Source organism: Clostridium kluyveri, from assembly GCF_001902295.1.
Taxonomy (GTDB): Bacteria; Bacillota; Clostridia; order Clostridiales; family Clostridiaceae; genus Clostridium_B; species Clostridium_B kluyveri_B.
In genome coordinates, this window is record NZ_CP018335.1 from 4,252,713 (window position 1) to 4,270,708 (window position 17,996).

Here is a 17,996-nt window from a genome sequence, read left to right on the forward strand (position 1 = left end):
AGGTATTATCATGAAAGTAAATGCTTATTTGGAAATCACAATGAAAATTGACAACAACAATCGTCAAGCTGCTGCAAAGGTCTACACAGACTACAGAAGACCTTTCCTTGAAACAATCGAAGGTGCATTAACAAAAGACCTTTTGATTCGTGATGAAGACGTTCAAGTTCTTCATGGTTTCGACAGCATTGAACATGCAAATGCTTACTTATCAAGCGAAATGTTTAAAAACGATGTATTTGTGGGACTGCAACCTCTGTGGAATACAGACCCAGAAGTAAAAATTTATAGCGTAGCTTAATAATTAAAAGCCATTCTATCATTGATAGCGTGGCTTTCTTGTTAATCTTTGCTACAAAGTACTATTTATATTACCATTTATACTACTCAACATTAAATTGGAAATTATCGAGCTTCATAAAATGCTCATCATACAAATAACATTGTTACTTATGTTCTTGATTAATTATCAACAGCATTTTCAATGTTTTTGATAATGAAGTTTATAACCATACGTGTTCCCCTTGTTTTAATACGTCTATTCATTTCTTCAATACACTCTTTAAATTCTTCTTCACTTAGTGGAATAGTATGAGATAGAGATTGCGTTTTAAACAATGGTATTCCTATCATTTTCTTTATACCATTTTGTTCTATTACAAAATAATATTCTTCTAATAAGAACTTTTCTCTGTTTTGAAGGAAAAACTCTTTCCATGATTCTAAAACATTTAAAGAAACTGTAACGGGGTTTCCGTTATACTTATATTTTTGACAGATTTTATTTGCAATACAATTTTCAATTTTATCAATCATCAAAGGTAAGAAATCTTTTACATCACCTAAGAAACCTTTTGCAGTATTGTAATTATCATTGTTTTTATCGCTAGGGGGGAAAGGCATATAGTTACCAATAGAGTGAGTGAGGTTTGCAAAAGTTTCAAATTCTTTTAAAATACTTGAATTTAAATCTTTTGAATAATCGGAAAATTTATCTAATAACCAAAAATCTCTATACAACTCGCATTTTTTATATTCTTCTTGATAGTCATTAATCCATGAAGTATTGTTACGTATATAGTCAAAAAATAGAGTTTTCATAGAATTTATACAATCTATGTACGTCTCACCCAAAATCTCTTTTACAGACAAATCAGCATCAAAAATGCTTCCCTCAGATTTGGATTTAATAATATCATTTACTACAGTATAGCGCAGCCAGTTTTTTGTATTTAAATATTCACCTTTATTTTCAGAGTATTTTAATTCTACATTGTCAAGTTTATTTTCAAGAAAAAGATTTTTAAGTATTTCATCCTTCTTTTCAGATATTTCTTTTGCTGCATCATTATAAATATATGCTTTTTTAAAATCATACTCCACGATTTCCATAATACCTTCATAAGTAGATGTTTCTTTTAATTTTCCAATCTTATCGATAATCTTTATATCCATTTATTTTCCTCCTATGCCAATTATAAATAATCTGCACGACAAATTACTATTTATTGAGTTGTTTAATATTTTACATGTGACACAAGTATAAGAAAAGATTACGAAATTACCTTAATTTTAAATTTAGGAAATTTTTAATCTAATGTTCCAATAACATTATTTAATTTCAATAAAGCATCTGGTTCAACTTTTAAAGTAGTATTTTCTTCACCTAATCCACCATATACAAAAGAAAATTTAAGAAGTCTCTTATCAATTATATATGGCAATGAAATTCCGAACATCGGAACATTCCCAACTGAAAATCCCGTTATCAATTTAACTTCCTCTTTAGTGGCTAATCTAACATTTTTACAGTTTAGCAAACATTTTATTTCCTTGAAATTTACATGGCCTCTTTCACCTGATATAACTATTACATAAAACCCTTTATTTGTATATATTATTAATGTTGGTGCTATTTGAGCAATATCAATTTTAAAATAGTCAGCACCTTCTTTTGCTGTATAAATAGGCTTATCATTATGAATTAATTCAAATGAAAAACCATTCCCTTTTAAAATATCTTTTATATCTTTCATTAAATTTACCTCCTAGTAGTACATATTTCAAAAAAATTCGCTATCCCCTATAACCTTTTTAATTGGAATTTTATTGGAAATTTTATAAATTCCTATACATTAAAAGAATATACTATAAACTTGCTATCTGAATTGTTATAACAATCACTTTCAGAGGTTTATCCGCTTCATTCCATATAGATTAAATTGATGAACTAAGTACTATTATTGAACCCTGATTACTAACATTTCGTTTCCACCTTTCACAAATTCATAATTTACTTTTACTGTTTTAATTTCATATTTAGAAAAGCATCCATCCTCTATTAATTTGTCAACAAACAGAGACTTTTCACATTTTAAATTGACTATTGGAAATACTCTTATTTCCTTCGATGTTATCCTTACTAATTCTTCAATAACCCTTTTATGGAACTCATAATCTAAATGCTCATCATACATAAACAGAAAGTGTGATACAAGAGCTATATTAAACTGTTTATCTTTAAAATGGCTTTTAGGGTACTCGGTAGTAACATATTCCGCCCTTGAATTTTGTTTAAAATCCCTAATAAATGCTTCATATGCTTTTTTACGGTGTTCTTTTAAATGTTTAATGTCTTTAAAATACTTCCACTTATACAAATCTTTAATCTCTTCCATTTTTCCCATTGTTATTTCTAAATCTTTTGTGCACTTTTCTTCTATATCCCTAGCCGAAAAATAATAAATTCTATCAGAATCAGTAACATCATATCCTTAAGCTCTAGCTTCTGCACAAAAAGAACTGACACCTGAAGCTACATCCAATATTCTCTCACTTTTACTTATATTATGAATATCAAACATCCTATAATATTCATTAAAAGTTCTGCCTATTAGAACGATATTATTATGCGTGATAGGTAAGACTTTGAAATTATCTCAATCTTTTCCCCCCACCTCACACCGGACATGAGATTTTCACCTCATCCGGCGTTCCAACAAATTGCATTTTACTAATTAAATAACTGAATTTTCTACTAACTTTCTTAAAGAATTAACTCGTTTTAAACCTATTTTATTTAAATCTAGTTGTTCTAAATATTTTTCAATAGTTTCTTGTTGTACTGCATGAACTAATCTGTGGACTTCTGTTTTTATCCACACTAGATTATTATAACTATCATCCCCACCCAGACTTTTAGGTTTTTTATGATGACATTCCATGTTTCCTATATTTAACAAGTTACCTGTAATATAACATCTTCCTTGTTGTCCAACTAATAATGAAATTCTATTATCATTAAACTCAGTCGAGTTGTTTTCAGATGTATTTTTTAATAGGTATAATAATGTTTTGTTGTATCCTTTTAATTTAGCATGAATAATCTTTCTACCTTCTTTTGTATAGTTGCAAATATCTTTAGGAAAACACATTGGTGGTTTTGTTTTACATCCATATATAGGGAATATTGTCACCCCTTGTATCGTTCTTATTTTTCCTTTATAATTTTCATAAAGCCTTTTATAGGTTTCAGATAGTTTAGGTTTATCACTAATTATATCCCTTAATCTAATATCCAAGGTTTTTGTAACTAAGAAATTTATTTCTTTAAAATCTAAAATCACATTTGTTGCACTATTGTAATAATTATGGCTACCTAAAATAATGGAATTTACTTTAGAGACTTCTTTTGAATTTTGTTCTTTTTGTATTATTTTAATTTGTTGTTTTAATTTATCTATGGTATTTTGTTTCGTCTTGTCACACATTCTACTTTGACATACATATTTATTTCTTTTGATTTTAGCCATTAACTTGAATCCTAGATATTCTGTATAATTTTTTCTTAGATTGGTTATTTTAGATTTATCAGGACTGATTTCTAAGTCTAGCCTCTCTATTAACCACAATCTTGTTGCATTATAAATTTTTTGAGCTGTTTTATAATCTCTACAGAAAATTTTAAAATCATCTGCATATCGAACTAGCCATATTTCTTTGAGATTTGTTTTTTTAATTGCTCTATATTTATGTAATTGAGCATACTTATGTTTAGTTTCAAAGGTTTCCCATTGATCACTAATCCACCAATCTAATTCATTAAGTACAATATTTGATAGCAGTGGACTAATTATCCCACCTTATGCAAAGTTGGAGATTATGCGAAGTAAACCTCATCAGGCATTGGTTTAACTGGGTTCTCTGAAGATTTACTTTGCATAATATCTCGACTACTTTAATTTAGAAAGCCAATTTAGTAATGACGCATCTTCACTCCAATCAGGCAGGTTGATATCAACTAAATCGGGATAAGCACTCTCAATTGCCTGACGTTTTAACTCTGTATCACACTTAGCATAAGTCTCTGTAGTTTTGATGTCCTCGTGTCCTAAAAAATCCCGGATATATATCAGATTGACTCCGGCTTGTAGCAGATGCATTGCTTTGCTGTGACGAAACATATGTGGTGTTACTTTTTCAGGGACAATCGTTGAGATTCTTCTTGCTGAGCATACATACTGTGAAATAATGTATGCAATACCCTCTTTAGTAAGTTTGTTATGCTGCTTGTTCGTAAATAAGGGGTAGTCACTTTTCCAATTCACGTTTAAGGAATTTTCCTGAATATAGCGTGACAATAAAGCAAGTGCATTTTTCAATAGTGGAACTCTACGTACCTTATTTCCCTTTCCAGTAAGAATAAGAACTCCTGGATTATTCAACACAACATCACGCACCCTTAGATCGACAAGTTCCTGTACTCTGCATCCAGAATCATAAAGGATACTTAAAAGGGTTAAATCACGACGTCCTTTTGGAGTAGTCTTGTCTGGCTGGGATAATAAGAGCTTCATAGCCTCTGGTGTAAGATGCGGTATTGATGGTTTTTGTGTCTTCTTAATCGGCAGTGAAATCACTTTTTGAAAATGAAGAATTCCCTCTGGTTCCTCGTACTGCGCATAGCGAAAAAAGGAATGTATAGCTGCAAGTCGTTGGTTTCTAGTTGAAATACTACATTTTTTGCTTGTTTCCAGCCACTCAAGGAAATCCTTAATCAATCCATGCGTCAGCATGTTCAGGTTGAGTCTTTCAACAGGCATATTTCGTTGTTCCTGACAGTATCTAATTAGCAGTTTAAAGGTATCCCGGTAGGATGTTATTGTATTTTTGCTAGCATTTTTTTGTCTTGGCAGGTATTCAGACAAGAATCCAGTAAGGTGTATTGCAAAATCAGTAGGTTTCACCAGCATCACCTTCCAATTCGGGGATAATGTCTGGATAACATCCCTCTAGCTTAATAGATATATCGGGGAATACATCAGCAGTCATTCTAAGGTAATATGAAGTTTCATTAAAGGAGTCGTGTCCCATATATGTCTTCAGTATTGGAAGGTAAACTGAAAGGTCTTTTTCTTCTAGAACCCATTTTTTCAGACAGTGGCATGCAAAAGCATGGCGAAAGTCATGAACTCGTGGACCCTTGCCGCGGCCTCCATGTGAAATTCTAGCTCTCCATAGAAAGCGCCTAAAGTTGTGATATACATTACCTATAGTCATTGGCTTGCCATCCAATCCGGGAAAAAAGTAATCGCTACGCTTGGAAATCACATGGACACATTTGAAGTAATCGCGACAGCGACTTGTTAATTCATCCGACATTGGAACTAGACGGCTGTTGTCTTTCTTGGAATGCTGGATGGTTAGTACTCCATCCCTAAGATCTACATCATCTATTTTAAGTAGTCTTGCTTCTGAAGAGCGAAGACCGCATGAGTAGATCATTCTAAAGAATACTGGCATAATCAAGTGTCGTTGTGGACATTCGCTGACATAAGGACATTTGTCTGTCTCATGGAAGAAACGCTGCAATTCATCTACTGTATAAATATATGGAACGTATTTCTCTTCAACCGGATAGTAACCTTTTGGAAGAATATATGCATTTATTCCTATACTATCCAAATATATAGCAAACTGTCGAAGTACTGAAGCTCTTGAGCATTGATTAGCTTGTGCCTCATAAATCTTCTTAGAGCACCAGTCTAAAACTATTTCTCTTGTAAGTTCTTTTGCTTTAGAATACTTTTTAGCAGTAAATGCAGAGAATCGCAGGAGATGCTCTTTCTCAGTTTTATACTTATATCCGATTGCTTGTTTTAACTTAACATGGTTTTCGATATACTGAGCAAATGGGCCTTTGAAAAAATAATCACTCATGGTTATCCACCTCCGGTGTATTCAGGCAGCATTCCTTCAGCTTATTTAAATCTACTTTTAAATAAACTGCTGTGGAATCAGTATCCGTGTGACCAAGGATATCTGAAATTACTGCGAGAGGTGTGCCATGTTCAAGCATTCTCGATGCTGCAGTATGTCGAAGCGAGTGCATACCCCGACGTTTTTTTAGTGTTGGCAGATGGGCAATTACCATGTAGTTCTTGATTAATTGAGATAAGTGATCCCCTTCTGAAAAAGGGAGGAACGGTGCCATATGTCTTACAAATACAATTGATGAATCAACCTTTGGTCGTCCATATTTCAGATAATCAATAACAGCCCATCCTACTTCAGAGGGAATTGGAAGAGTAACTGTTTCTCGCGTCTTTGATTGTACGAATACCAACTTCTTCTCTTCCCAGTGAAAGCAATTAAACGTCAGGTTTTTGATGTCAGTAACCCTAAGTCCCAGCATACAAGCGAGAAGAATGATGGCATAATCCCGTTTTCCTTTTGGGCTTCCACGATCAATAGCTCCTATCAGTGCGACCAATTCAGCCTTTGTCCAAACGGAAGGAATGCGTGTCTGCTTACGTGCTTGAACCATCGGTGTCTTTGCAGCTAAATCAGTTTTTAAAATGTCCTGCTCGAGAAGATATCTCAAAAAAGTACGTATTGAGCAGATATTCTGTTCCACAGTTTTATAAGTGTAACCAGCTAGAGTTCTGATATAGCTATGTATAATTGAAAGGCTGATATTACGGCAATTACAGATGCCCTGTGAAATAAGATAATCCATAAATCGCTCCGCTTGATTCACGTAGTGATCAATAGTTACCTTAGAATAACTCCTAGCTTCACAGTAACTTTTGAAGTCACTGCTGATTTTCATAAAGTATGGATCAGTCAAAAGATCTCTGTATTTATAATACCGCCTTAAAACGGTATTATGCATTTGGAAATCGCCAATCATTCTGATGATACGAAGTTCCTGAGTATCCTTTTGGCACAAGGTTTTATCAAAATCCTTTTTAAAAATCTGAAAGTATTTTTCTACAAAGTCTATTCCCAATTGTTCGGAGTAATAAGTTTCGTTACGATTTTCTGCAAACTTTATGATTTTCTCCCAACGATTACGATAAAACTTCATAGAGCCTTCAGTGTAGCCTAATCTCAGTAGCTCCTGTTCTAAATCTAGCAATAATTCTTTAAGTGGTTTTCTATGCATATAAAATGCCTCCTTCAATAATTTTTTAGTTTTTACATTATTATCATTGACGGAGATTATGCAAAGTAAAACAAGTGTAATACCTGCAAGAATGCGGCAATTCAAGATTTACTTTGCATAATTACTTTCTTTGCATAAGGTGGGTTATGCGAAGCTTTGCATAAACCGCCTTGTGGCGTTCCTTTAGTTGGTATTCCTATACCTTGAATTTCTGATTTTAATATCTTTCCAATAATGCTTAATAGATTTTTATCTTGAATTCCTAAATGCCACATCTGCTTTTTTAATTTGCTATGGTTTACATTATCAAAAAATCCTTTGATATCTATATCTACGACGTAATGTAATCCTGCTCTATTTATTAGTTTATAACATCTTGCTATGGCATGTTCTGTTGACCGATTAGGTCTAAAACCATAACTATGTTTATGGAATTTAGCTTCGCATATTGGTTCTAAAATCTGCTTGATACATTGCTGCATTATTCTATCATCTATGCAGGGTATCCCCAATGGTCTAGTTTTACCATTGTTTTTAGGGATTTCAATACGTCTTACACTTTTAGGTTGATAATTTTTAAATTTATCTTGAATATATTTGATATATTTTTCAATACCCATATTTTTTATAAATTCAATATTTAAACCATCTGTCCCCACAGTTATGGAGCCTTTGTTTTTCTTGATATTCCTATAAGCTAGTAGGATGTTTTGTTCAGAGACTATATACTGCATCAGGTTAGTAAATTTATTATCTTTACTGCTTTGGCTATACAAATTATCAAATATTTCTTGCATGTCATAGTATTCATTGTTTCTTAGTTTCTGTTTCTTCTTTAATAAGCTTTCCTTCAAGTCTATTACTCTCCCTTCTGGGGATTTCATATCTCTTAGTCATACCAGAACCTTGAATTATTCAGTATTTAATTTTCAAATAACAACTTGTCTAGTGGCTATTGCTCTATTTCCATTACAGAAACTTCACTGCTTCATGCCACCACTCTCACTTAGATTAAGATAAGTTATACATTGACTGCTTTCCTTATCACTACTTCTTCGGTAATAAAACCTCCATATTCTAAGCTTTCCTTGTTCCGTTATTGCTATCTGTACATATATCCGTAGGTCATCAGTATGAGCCTGTAGGCTTGATAATGCCTTTAACACTATATGGATTTTCATAGATTAAAGTTTTACTAATCCACACCCACTACACATATGTGTTATACCCATTTCTAGGTATTCGTTGTTTAGACCCGTACATTCCTGATTTCGTCAGTTCCCTTTGGAACATCCTAACCATAGATATTTTATAGACCCTAGCTCTATCACTACTCGACCACCTCTGGTTCGCATTTCGTGTAAATATTTGTATTTACTTACGGTAGCTCTCAAGCCATTTAACGAGCTTTTAACCCTCTGATGTTTACTCATCAAAACGCTAATCGTATCCTTTGAGAAGGCATTTCAAGGCGTTACCCTATCATTCTACCTTTCACAATAACAGTTCTAATTTCTGAATTTAACCAGCTAATTAGGCTAGTTTTGTAGAAGACCCTCGCCTTCCTTTGTCTAGCAACAAGTCACACTTAATCCAACTTCTTCTCCATATCATCCACTCCAAAACTATATTTTGATATTGTAATCTAAACTTAATTCATCTCCTGGTAATCCCCTTATTCCACAATTATGGCTAGGAGTTTCAAAAATAGCAGTTAAAAGTTCTATAAAATAAAAAGAACACTTCACCCTATAAGGGCAAAATGAACATTCTGCTATACCACCTTAATATAAAGTCAGCTTTTTCAGGTACGGAGATTACTCGATACCCTGTCCTTTTAACGGTGGACTATCCGTTTATTGCTACTGCTATTTCACATCACATCTCAGAGACCCATTCAATATAGACTACAGTATTTGGCTCTCACTATCCCAAATTCACTTTAACTAAATTTCCATATCTACTACTTCTCTTCACTGACTTTTACTCTTATTTTTTACATCATATACCTGTTGGGGTAAAAAGTCAATATGTTGGTAAATTTTAATTTTATGAAATAAATTATACTTACTCTTTAAATCACATTGTTTATTTTACCACATAAAAACACTGAAAAATTCAACTATAAATAATTTTGCACCATATCATAATTACAGTCATAACCTTATTGAAGCAGAAATACTACCCAAAAACATAGTCATTTTTTTCTAAGGCGGGAATATTTAAAATTAAATTAATATAGCAGCCTTAAAAAAGGCTGCTGTGCCGCACAAATAGTGCTATCGCTAAGTTAGTTGACCTGGTCTTTGCCCCCACACTCGCCTGCTGGAACGTTCACTACCCGGAATTACCCTCTCACTATTAATTCTCTCGTAATTTTACGGCAGGACTTACTTCTAAGCCGCACCATGCTCATTAAATATTTTATTTAACTTACGTGGATCGTTTTGCCTGCGACTGGCCTCGATTTTCAACCACAAACCTAACTCAACTAATAAAATTATACCTTACTTTTAGCTCCAGTCAATATATTAATTTTCCCCACTTTAGCTTTAATAAGTTCACTACAACAATAAAAGGCCGTAGCACCAGTAGTTAATACATCGTCTATTACTAAAATGTTTTTATTTTCTATAGAATGTTCATTATTAATCCTAAAACTTCCTTGAATATTATCCCATCTATTCATTTTGCTCAATCCAATTTGATCTTTGGTATCTTTTATTTTATCTAGGCAGGATACAACAGGTTTATCCACATATTTCCCCAGCAATCTTGCCAGATATTCACTTTGATTGTACCCTCTTTTTTTAATACTTTTCTTTGTCATAGGTACATAAGTTATAATATCAAACTCAATTCTATTATTAAATATTGTATCTTTCATGTACTTTGCTATAACTTCTCCTGCCCTAAAGGAATTTTTATATTTTAACTTTAAAATAAGTTCCATCATACTTCCCGAATAATAGGCACTGCTATAACATCTACACTGTTTATTATGAACTTTTATATCAAAGCTATCTTTACAAATTTTTATATTACTTTTACAAGTGGTACATATAATTTTATCCTTATATAGTTCTTCTCTGCATAATATACATTTTTCATCTCCACAATACACTAAATCCAGTACACACTCTAATAAAAATCTTAGACTTTTAACAAACCCATTTTCCATGCTTTCCTATTAAAATTTCTAGTTATATTTTTAGTTTCTTCTATATGTATACTTTCTAAATTAGCTAATAATATAACCTCTTCTTTTAAGCTATTTTCACCTCTTCCTGTATCTCTTCCCCTGCACAAATAGACAAACCTTTTATAATCAAACTGTGGATTATCCGCAAAATATACCATTATATCACATTTTTTTACACTGCATATATTTCTATGAAAAGAATTAGTTATTAATATGTCATTTACTCCATGTAAAAATTCTTTAATCAACATTTCATTAGATTTTCCATCAAAAAAAGTTATAATATTTTTACTAAAGTTTTTACAATATTTATAAACATATAGGTATACATTTTGTAATTTTTGTTCATCAGGAACATATATTATAGTTTTTTTTCCTATATCCATAGACCATCTTAAATATTCGTATACAACAAATGGTATATCCTCATTCATATCAAGCCTTGTAGATATCACCCTTGGTTCTACTATTTGTATTCCTTTTCTAACGGGCATAAATATTTCTCTGGAATGTTTGAATATATTCTGTATAGAACATATAATAACTTTACTATCTTTACAGCTTAATTTATCAATCAAATCGAATATTTCATATTTATTGTATTTGGAAAAACTATTTATGTCATCATATATAATCAATTTAAACTTTTCCTTTAGTCTTATGGCATTTTCAAAATTGCATATTTTCAGCTTACATTCTGTAAAATTTTCTGAATTCTCCACATAGGCATAATCTACAATTTTTCCATACTTTTCTATATTCTTTATTATATCAATATTACCCAATTCCTCATTAGTTATATAAATTACATTCTTATTTTCAGTTACATAATTTTGAATAATCTGAATAAAACTCTTAGTTGAATTATACGGAACAGAAATAACACTTAGAAAAGACTCTTTAGTAAAACTCCACTTTAATATCTCTTCACTTATTTCTTTTTTCCTATCAGCGAAACTCATTTTGTTCCAAAGTAACATCCACTTCACTCTCCATTATATCCATTATTCTATATTTTAATAAGGAATACCTCTCAAAACTTTTATTATTACTTATCATGAAGGTTAAAGCTCTTAAATCTCCTACAAGTACCACCATCTCTTTCGCCCTAGTTATAGCTGTATATAGTAAATTTCTATTCATAAGTAAAACCGGTCCCATAAACATAGGAACAATAATAACTGGAAATTCACTCCCCTGACTTTTATGTATAGTTATTCCATAAGCTAAATCTAATTCATCTAAACATATATTATCATATACAACCCTTTTCTCTTCGTCAAATATAACAGTTACTGTATCCTTCTCTTCATCAATATCTTCAATATATCCAAAATCTCCATTAAAAATGCCCATACCTTTTTCCTCTTTTTCTCCTGAAATTACTGTCCACTTTAAAGTATAGTTATTTTTAATTTGCATTACCTTATCTCCAACTCTAAAAATCATATCTCTAAAATACTTTTCTTTTTTATTATTACTTTTAGGATTTAAAGCTTCCTGAAGTTTTCTATTTAAATTTGATACTCCTAAAATTCCTTTTCTCATAGGAGATAGTATTTGAATATGTTTCATTTTATCCCAATGCCCATTAAATGCGGGTAATCTTTTATTTGCTAATTCTACTAAAAGATTTAATATATTGGAAAATTCCAAGGCTTTTATAAAATAAAAATCTTTAAGTTTTTTATTTAAGATCGGCATTTCTCCTAAATTTATTTTATGAGCATTTACTATAATCATGCTCTCTCTTGACTGTCTAAATATTTCTTTTAATCTGACTACCTTAATGCACCGGCTATCTATAAGATCTCTAAGTACATTTCCAGGTCCTACAGAAGGAAGCTGCTCTGAATCTCCTACTATTATAAGTCTAGTTTTTAATGAAATAGCCTTTAATAAATTATTCATCATTACTATATCTATCATAGAGGCTTCATCTATAATTACCACATCACATTGAAGGGGAGATTCTTCTCCACGAGAAAAAAATAATGCTTCATCATCACTTTCTACACCTATTTCAAGTAATCTATGTATAGTTTTCGCCTCTCTTTTAGTTGCCTCCGACATTCTCTTTGCAGCCCTTCCAGTAGGTGCCGCCATAAGGACTTTCAAGTTTGATTTTTCAAATAACTGAATCATACAATTAATTATAGTAGTCTTTCCTGTTCCAGGCCCTCCTGTTATTATTTCTACACTATTTTCTACTGATCCTTTAATTGCTTCTTTTTGTGAAAAAGCAAATTTTATGTTATTGGCCTTTTCAAAATTTTTAATTTCCTCATATATATTTAAATCTATATCTTTACACTTATTAAAAGCTAAGGTCAATATCTTCTTAGTTACACTTAATTCGCAATAATAATACGTCATGGAGAATACACAAATCTTATCTCCATATTTTTCTACCTTTATTTTTCCATTTAAGGAGCTTTCATATATATTTTTTTCCAGTTCTTTTTGACTCACTCCAAGTATACTCATTCCATTTCTTATCAATACGTCTATAGGCACATAAGTATTTCCCCTGCTGCAAAATTTATTTATTAAATATTTTATACCACTTTGTACTCTAAAGGGAGAATCTTTTTCTATACCAAGACCCCTTGCTATTTTATCTGCTATTTTGAATCCTATTCCTGATATTTCTTCTGTAAGAATATAGGGATTTTCTTTTACTATATTTATTGAGTTAGCTCCCAACTTTTTGTATATTTTTACACATTGATTAGGGGTTACTCCATAAGTTTGCATAAATATCATTATATTTCTTATTTCATATTGCTTGGAATAAGATTTTTCTATTAGGGATATCTTTTTTGATCCTATACCCTCTATCTCTTTTAACCTTTCTATATTGTTATCTAATATATGGAGTGTGTTTTTTCCAAACTTCTCCACTATCTTTTTTGCAGTAACCGGTCCTATGCCTGATATAATACCTGAAGACAAATACTTTTCTATGCCAACTAAGGTATTTGGAATTATTTCCTTAAATAGTTTAACTTTAAATTGATGGCCAAATTCAGGATGAACTACCCACTCTCCTGAAACCTCCAAATTTTGTCCTTCTATTATATAAGGTATACATCCAACTATAGTTATTGTATCTTCTTTTTCTTTTATCTTAGCCACTGTATACCCATTATCCTTATTTTGAAATATTATATCTTCTACAACTCCCTGTAATTCCTGCATATAACTCACCTTAATACAAAATTATTTATAAAATTTAAAAACATAATAACACTATTCACCATTATTATACACTTACACGTTATAAAAATATATATAAATGTGTTCGTGCAGCATTTAACCCTATAGTACTTTATGGGCAATAATCTAATCCTTTAAAACAAAATCCAGAAAAATTGTATCTAAAATATTATATTGAAAAATAAAGTTCATCATAAATGATAAATTATCAAAAAAATATTGAAAAAATTATTGAAATATAATTTTTCTTATATTATAATAAACACAAAATTATACGAAATATAATAAAATTGTATTAAACATAATAAAACATTACAATAATTATACTAATACCTTCTACCTAATTGCTATATATTATCAAATTACTATTTGAAATATATATTTTAAGATCTCAAAGGGGGGGAATTTCTACGTATAAAGAAAATTTCCAATATAATACACATAACCTAACTTTTATGCAATGTGCAGAATGTCAGTCACCTATTATTTCAAGTATTCTTTCTACAATAAAAGATAGTGTAGTAATTATTCACTCACCTTTGGGATGTGCGTTGTGGTTCGGGAACAACAGCACTAGATATACAAAATGTTATTGATTCTATCCAGGATAATTATTCAATTCCTTTAATCACGGTCACCTGCGAACTTTACAATTCTAAAACATGGGGTTCTGGATTTAACTCCAAAAAAGCTGGGGGCTTCAATAAACTTATAAAAACTATCCATAAAGAGGAAAAATTTTATAATGTTATTAATTTTAGTGGTAATGATGATATAAAAGAAATACTTAATGGTTTAAGATCCTGGAGTGCTAGAATGGGCATATCAACATTATGGATTGAAAACGAGTTGGAGTTTTATGGTTACAAAGGAATGTTAAAATTTGCACAAAAATTATTAGACTTAATCAATAACAGAAGTTTTGTAGAAAATATTAAGAAATACGCAACATTACCGTATCAAAAATGGTGGATGAAAGAAAATCTATTAAAAAGGAGGCAATGTTTTATTTCTATGAGTCCTCCTATTTCAGATAGGTTGATACTCAATAAAAGTTATGTTGGATATGAAGGAGGGCTAGCTTTTATAGAAGATATTTTTTCCTACATATTAAGAGGATCATAAATCAAAAAAATATTACAATAAAATAATAAAGGAGAGCTAATATGAAAAAAACAAATTCAAAAATTTTAATTTTATTTACAGCAATTACAGTCATGCTCATGTCAATTATTAGTACAGGCTGTGGAAATGAAAAAAATAGTACATCCACCAAGCAAGAAAATTCAACATCCTCAACAAGAAAAATAGTTGATGGTACTGGTAAAACAGTCACAATACCCTATGAAGTTACTAGAATAGCTGCATCTGGAGCTTTAAATCAGATAGTCTTAATACTTGGTGGAGCAGATAAATTGGTGGCAACAGCCCAAGGGGTTCAAACAGGTTTTTTTCCTAAAGTTTATCCTAGGATAACAGAAATTCCCGCTGCCTACACAGGTTCAGGCCCTGGAACTTTAAACATGGAGACTTTACTTAAAGCAAACTCACAAGTAGTTTTTGGTACATTTACTCAAACTGAACAAGAAAGATTACAAAAAGCTAATATAGCTTTTCTAGGACTAAAATTGGAAACCCCTGAAGATATAAAAAATACTATCACTATGGTTGGAAAAGTACTTGGAGAAAGCGGTGAAGAGAAAGCTAAAAAATTTAATGAATACTATGATAATAATATAAAATATGTTAGTGACAAGACTAAGTCTAGTGAAAAAGTTAAAGTATTTGTTGCCAGTGGTACCCCAAAAGGGTCACTTACCACAATTGGTTCCAATGACATAAATACTTCCTACATAGAGGCTGCTGGAGGTATAAATATAGCCGCAGAAAATATTTCTAAAGAATCTAGCACTAGCAATGAAGGTACCAGTGTTGATTTTGAGTTTCTATACAAAAATCAGCCAGATGTGATTATAGCCACAAGTAAGAATACTTACGATTATATCATGGACACAAGCAGTTCAAATCAATGGCAATCTCTAACGGCTGTAAAAAATAAACAAGTTTATCTTAATCCTAAAGGAGTATATTTATGGTCTGTAAGAAGTGCAGAAGGTGCATTACAACCTTTATGGCTAGCCAAAAATCTCCATCCTGACTTATTTAATGATTTAGATATTAAAGAAAAAGTAAAGGAATTTTACAAAAATTATTATTATTATGATCTATCAGATAATGATCTGGAGGATATATTAAATCCAAAAAAATAAATATACATTATAGATACCTATTCAAAATAATTAAAATAAAAACTCTGTACTATAAATTATACAGAGTTTTTTATTATTAAAGATAATTTTTTATATCGTTAACCTTATTTAATTTTTCCCAAGGTAAGTCTATATCAGTTCTTCCAAAGTGTCCATAAGCTGCGGCCTGTCTGTATATAGGCCTTCTTAACTCTAATTCTCTTATTATTACTGCTGGTCTTAAATCAAACACTTTATTTACTATATCAATTATCTTCTTCTCAGATATCTTTTCAGTACCAAATGTATCCACATTTATTGAAACAGGTTCTGCTACACCTATAGCATAAGCAATCTGTATTTCCAACTTATCAGCAACTCCTGCAGCAACCAAATTTTTAGCTACCCATCTAGCGGCATAAGCAGCGGATCTATCAACCTTAGTAGGATCCTTTCCGGAAAATGCTCCTCCACCGTGTCTTCCGTAGCCACCATAGGTATCAACTATTATTTTTCTTCCTGTAAGCCCAGAGTCTCCTTGTGGACCTCCAACTACAAATCTTCCTGTTGGATTTATAAAATATTTAGTGTTAGAATCTAAAAATTCCGGTGGAACAACAGGTTCTATAACATTCTTTATTATATCTTTTTCAATTTGTTCTTTGGTGACAAATTCATCATGTTGGGTAGACACCACTATTGTGTCTACTCTAACTGGCTTATTCCCCTCATATTCTATAGTAACCTGTGTCTTTCCATCAGGTCTTAAATAATCCAATATGCCCTCTTTTCTAACTTGTGATAATCTCTTTGAAAGCTTATGAGCCAAGTTTATGGGCATAGGCATATACTCTGGAGTTTCATTTGTTGCAAATCCGAACATCATACCCTGATCTCCAGCCCCTATAGCGTCCACCTTTTCCATCTTGCCTACTTTAGCTTCCAAAGATTCATTAACTCCCATAGCTATATCTGAGGATTGTTCATCAATTGAACTAAGTACTGCACAAGTGTCACAATCAAATCCATATTTAGCCCTAGTATATCCTATTTCCCTTATGGTTTTTCTAACTATTTTAGGGATATCAATATAACAATTAGTAGATATTTCCCCCATAACCAAAACCATACCTGTAGTAGTTGCAGTCTCACATGCCACTCTTCCCTGAGGATCCTGTTCCAAAATAGCATCTAAGATAGCATCTGAAATTTGATCGCACATTTTATCAGGATGTCCTTCCGTAACTGATTCAGATGTAAACAGCTTTCTCATTCTTAATACCTCCCTCTATAAAATAAAAAAACCACTTCAATAAGAAGAGGTTAAATAAATTAACTACTCTCTTATCTTGCAGCCTTTAAAACTGCTGGAATTGGCACCTTAATGATTAAAGCACTGGTTGCCGGGCTTCACAGGGCCTTTTCCCTCCACCTCTCTTGATAAGAGCTTCATATAATAAATTTTATTAGTTATGAAAACAACAAATTAAGTAAAATAAAAAACACCCAAAAGTGCCTTTTATGGTGGAGGAAGATGGATTCGAACCATCGAAGTCACTGACAACAGATTTACAGTCTGCCCCCTTTGGCCACTCGGGAATTCCTCCGCATTTGGTGCTGGCAGTAGGCTTCGAACCCACGACCTACTGATTACAAGTCAGTTGCTCTACCTGCTGAGCTATGCCAGCTTATTTTATTATTAGATAAATGGTGGGCACAACAGGGATCGAACCTGTGACCCCCTGCTTGTAAGGCAGGTGCTCTCCCAGCTGAGCTATGCGCCCCAATTTTTGTGGTGGAGGAAGATGGATTCGAACCATCGAAGTCACTGACAACAGATTTACAGTCTGCCCCCTTTGGCCACTCGGGAATTCCTCCA

The 17,996-nt window shown here is 31.9% G+C and carries 16 protein-coding genes, 4 tRNA genes, 2 pseudogenes and 1 riboswitch; of the genes and pseudogenes, 3 read left to right on the forward strand and 19 right to left on the reverse strand.

Annotation, left to right across the window (positions count from 1 at the left end):
* The first annotated feature begins 10 nt into the window (after positions 1–10).
* Entirely contained in the window at positions 11–301 is a 291-nt protein-coding gene (locus tag BS101_RS20845) for a hypothetical protein (protein WP_073540644.1), read from the forward strand.
* Between the two features lie 161 nt (positions 302–462).
* Here BS101_RS20845 and BS101_RS20850 read toward each other — a convergent pair whose 3' ends face one another.
* The 14 genes and pseudogenes from BS101_RS20850 to recD2 all read right to left on the reverse strand — a co-directional run bounded on the left by BS101_RS20850 (position 463) and on the right by recD2 (position 13,850).
* Complete coding sequence (locus BS101_RS20850; RefSeq protein ID WP_073540646.1) at positions 463–1,455, reverse strand: hypothetical protein; 993 nt, start codon at positions 1,453–1,455, stop codon at positions 463–465.
* A gap of 134 nt (positions 1,456–1,589) precedes the next feature.
* Positions 1,590–2,036 carry a YbaK/EbsC family protein gene (locus BS101_RS20855; protein WP_073540649.1) on the reverse strand — a complete coding sequence of 149 codons (447 nt, stop codon included), beginning with the start codon at positions 2,034–2,036 and terminating at the stop codon, positions 1,590–1,592.
* A gap of 204 nt (positions 2,037–2,240) precedes the next feature.
* Positions 2,241–2,687 (reverse strand): hypothetical protein, encoded by a 447-nt coding sequence (locus tag BS101_RS20860; RefSeq protein WP_242951351.1) that lies wholly within the window; start codon positions 2,685–2,687, stop codon positions 2,241–2,243.
* A 330-nt stretch (positions 2,688–3,017) separates the two neighbouring features.
* Positions 3,018–3,812: an HNH endonuclease gene (locus tag BS101_RS20865; protein ID WP_242951352.1), complete on the reverse strand. Its 795-nt coding sequence runs from the start codon at positions 3,810–3,812 to the stop codon at positions 3,018–3,020.
* 12 nt (positions 3,813–3,824) lie between these two features.
* Positions 3,825–4,136, reverse strand: a pseudogene (locus BS101_RS24110) (reverse transcriptase domain-containing protein); the annotation flags it as partial.
* A gap of 96 nt (positions 4,137–4,232) precedes the next feature.
* The gene (locus BS101_RS20870; protein WP_073540651.1) at positions 4,233–5,246 is read right to left on the reverse strand and encodes a site-specific integrase; all 1,014 of its coding nucleotides are present in this window, start codon (positions 5,244–5,246) and stop codon (positions 4,233–4,235) included.
* Entirely contained in the window at positions 5,233–6,219 is a 987-nt protein-coding gene (locus BS101_RS20875) for a tyrosine-type recombinase/integrase (protein WP_073539205.1), read from the reverse strand. The genes BS101_RS20870 and BS101_RS20875 overlap by 14 nt, the downstream gene beginning before the upstream one ends.
* Positions 6,212–7,447: a site-specific integrase gene (locus tag BS101_RS20880; RefSeq protein WP_073539206.1), complete on the reverse strand. Its 1,236-nt coding sequence runs from the start codon at positions 7,445–7,447 to the stop codon at positions 6,212–6,214. The genes BS101_RS20875 and BS101_RS20880 overlap by 8 nt, the downstream gene beginning before the upstream one ends.
* Positions 7,448–7,608: 161 nt before the next feature.
* Positions 7,609–8,331, reverse strand: a pseudogene (locus BS101_RS20885) (reverse transcriptase domain-containing protein); the annotation flags it as partial.
* A gap of 96 nt (positions 8,332–8,427) precedes the next feature.
* Positions 8,428–8,628 carry a hypothetical protein gene (locus BS101_RS23070; RefSeq protein WP_156876098.1) on the reverse strand — a complete coding sequence of 67 codons (201 nt, stop codon included), beginning with the start codon at positions 8,626–8,628 and terminating at the stop codon, positions 8,428–8,430.
* A gap of 444 nt (positions 8,629–9,072) precedes the next feature.
* Positions 9,073–9,195, reverse strand: coding sequence for a hypothetical protein (locus tag BS101_RS24335; RefSeq protein ID WP_265872806.1), 123 nt, complete (start codon positions 9,193–9,195; stop codon positions 9,073–9,075).
* 752 nt (positions 9,196–9,947) lie between these two features.
* Positions 9,948–10,628, reverse strand: coding sequence for a ComF family protein (locus tag BS101_RS20895; protein ID WP_073540653.1), 681 nt, complete (start codon positions 10,626–10,628; stop codon positions 9,948–9,950).
* Entirely contained in the window at positions 10,601–11,611 is a 1,011-nt protein-coding gene (locus tag BS101_RS20900) for a hypothetical protein (protein ID WP_242951353.1), read from the reverse strand. The genes BS101_RS20895 and BS101_RS20900 overlap by 28 nt, the downstream gene beginning before the upstream one ends.
* Complete coding sequence (gene recD2 / locus BS101_RS20905; RefSeq protein ID WP_073540657.1) at positions 11,598–13,850, reverse strand: SF1B family DNA helicase RecD2; 2,253 nt, start codon at positions 13,848–13,850, stop codon at positions 11,598–11,600. Before recD2 ends, BS101_RS20900 begins: the two co-directional genes overlap by 14 nt.
* A 564-nt stretch (positions 13,851–14,414) precedes the next feature.
* Here recD2 and BS101_RS20910 point away from each other — a divergent pair.
* Positions 14,415–14,993 (forward strand): hypothetical protein, encoded by a 579-nt coding sequence (locus BS101_RS20910; protein ID WP_073540659.1) that lies wholly within the window; start codon positions 14,415–14,417, stop codon positions 14,991–14,993.
* 41 nt (positions 14,994–15,034) lie between these two features.
* Positions 15,035–16,138, forward strand: coding sequence for an ABC transporter substrate-binding protein (locus BS101_RS20915; RefSeq protein WP_073540661.1), 1,104 nt, complete (start codon positions 15,035–15,037; stop codon positions 16,136–16,138).
* 76 nt (positions 16,139–16,214) lie between these two features.
* Here BS101_RS20915 and metK read toward each other — a convergent pair whose 3' ends face one another.
* The 5 genes from metK to BS101_RS20940 all read right to left on the reverse strand — a co-directional run bounded on the left by metK (position 16,215) and on the right by BS101_RS20940 (position 17,995).
* Positions 16,215–17,390, reverse strand: a complete 1,176-nt coding sequence (gene metK, locus BS101_RS20920) for a methionine adenosyltransferase (protein ID WP_073540663.1) — start codon at positions 17,388–17,390, stop codon at positions 16,215–16,217.
* 68 nt (positions 17,391–17,458) lie between these two features.
* A riboswitch (SAM riboswitch) is annotated at positions 17,459–17,564 on the reverse strand.
* 75 nt (positions 17,565–17,639) lie between these two features.
* Positions 17,640–17,724: transfer RNA gene (locus tag BS101_RS20925), tRNA-Tyr, on the reverse strand.
* Between the two features lie 5 nt (positions 17,725–17,729).
* Positions 17,730–17,805, reverse strand: a tRNA-Thr gene (locus tag BS101_RS20930).
* Positions 17,806–17,825: 20 nt separating this feature from the next.
* A tRNA-Val gene (locus BS101_RS20935) sits at positions 17,826–17,901 on the reverse strand.
* Between the two features lie 9 nt (positions 17,902–17,910).
* Positions 17,911–17,995: transfer RNA gene (locus BS101_RS20940), tRNA-Tyr, on the reverse strand.
* Between the last annotated feature and the right edge of the window lies 1 nt (position 17,996).

Excerpts from the sequence above, each read along its gene's own strand:
- BS101_RS20860 (WP_242951351.1), bottom strand. The coding sequence starts at position 2,687 with ATGGGAAAAATGGAAGAGATTAAAGATTTGTATAAGTGGAAGTATTTT.
- BS101_RS20855 (WP_073540649.1), bottom strand. The coding sequence starts at position 2,036 with ATGAAAGATATAAAAGATATTTTAAAAGGGAATGGTTTTTCATTTGAA.
- BS101_RS20850 (WP_073540646.1), bottom strand. The coding sequence starts at position 1,455 with ATGGATATAAAGATTATCGATAAGATTGGAAAATTAAAAGAAACATCT.
- metK (WP_073540663.1), bottom strand. The coding sequence starts at position 17,390 with ATGAGAAAGCTGTTTACATCTGAATCAGTTACGGAAGGACATCCTGAT.
- BS101_RS20875 (WP_073539205.1), bottom strand. The coding sequence starts at position 6,219 with ATGAGTGATTATTTTTTCAAAGGCCCATTTGCTCAGTATATCGAAAAC.
- BS101_RS20845 (WP_073540644.1), top strand. The coding sequence starts at position 11 with ATGAAAGTAAATGCTTATTTGGAAATCACAATGAAAATTGACAACAAC.
- BS101_RS20900 (WP_242951353.1), bottom strand. The coding sequence starts at position 11,611 with ATGAGTTTCGCTGATAGGAAAAAAGAAATAAGTGAAGAGATATTAAAG.
- BS101_RS20895 (WP_073540653.1), bottom strand. The coding sequence starts at position 10,628 with ATGGAAAATGGGTTTGTTAAAAGTCTAAGATTTTTATTAGAGTGTGTA.
- BS101_RS20915 (WP_073540661.1), top strand. The coding sequence starts at position 15,035 with ATGAAAAAAACAAATTCAAAAATTTTAATTTTATTTACAGCAATTACA.
- recD2 (WP_073540657.1), bottom strand. The coding sequence starts at position 13,850 with ATGCAGGAATTACAGGGAGTTGTAGAAGATATAATATTTCAAAATAAG.
- BS101_RS23070 (WP_156876098.1), bottom strand. The coding sequence starts at position 8,628 with ATGAAAATCCATATAGTGTTAAAGGCATTATCAAGCCTACAGGCTCAT.
- BS101_RS20865 (WP_242951352.1), bottom strand. The coding sequence starts at position 3,812 with ATGGCTAAAATCAAAAGAAATAAATATGTATGTCAAAGTAGAATGTGT.
- BS101_RS20880 (WP_073539206.1), bottom strand. The coding sequence starts at position 7,447 with ATGCATAGAAAACCACTTAAAGAATTATTGCTAGATTTAGAACAGGAG.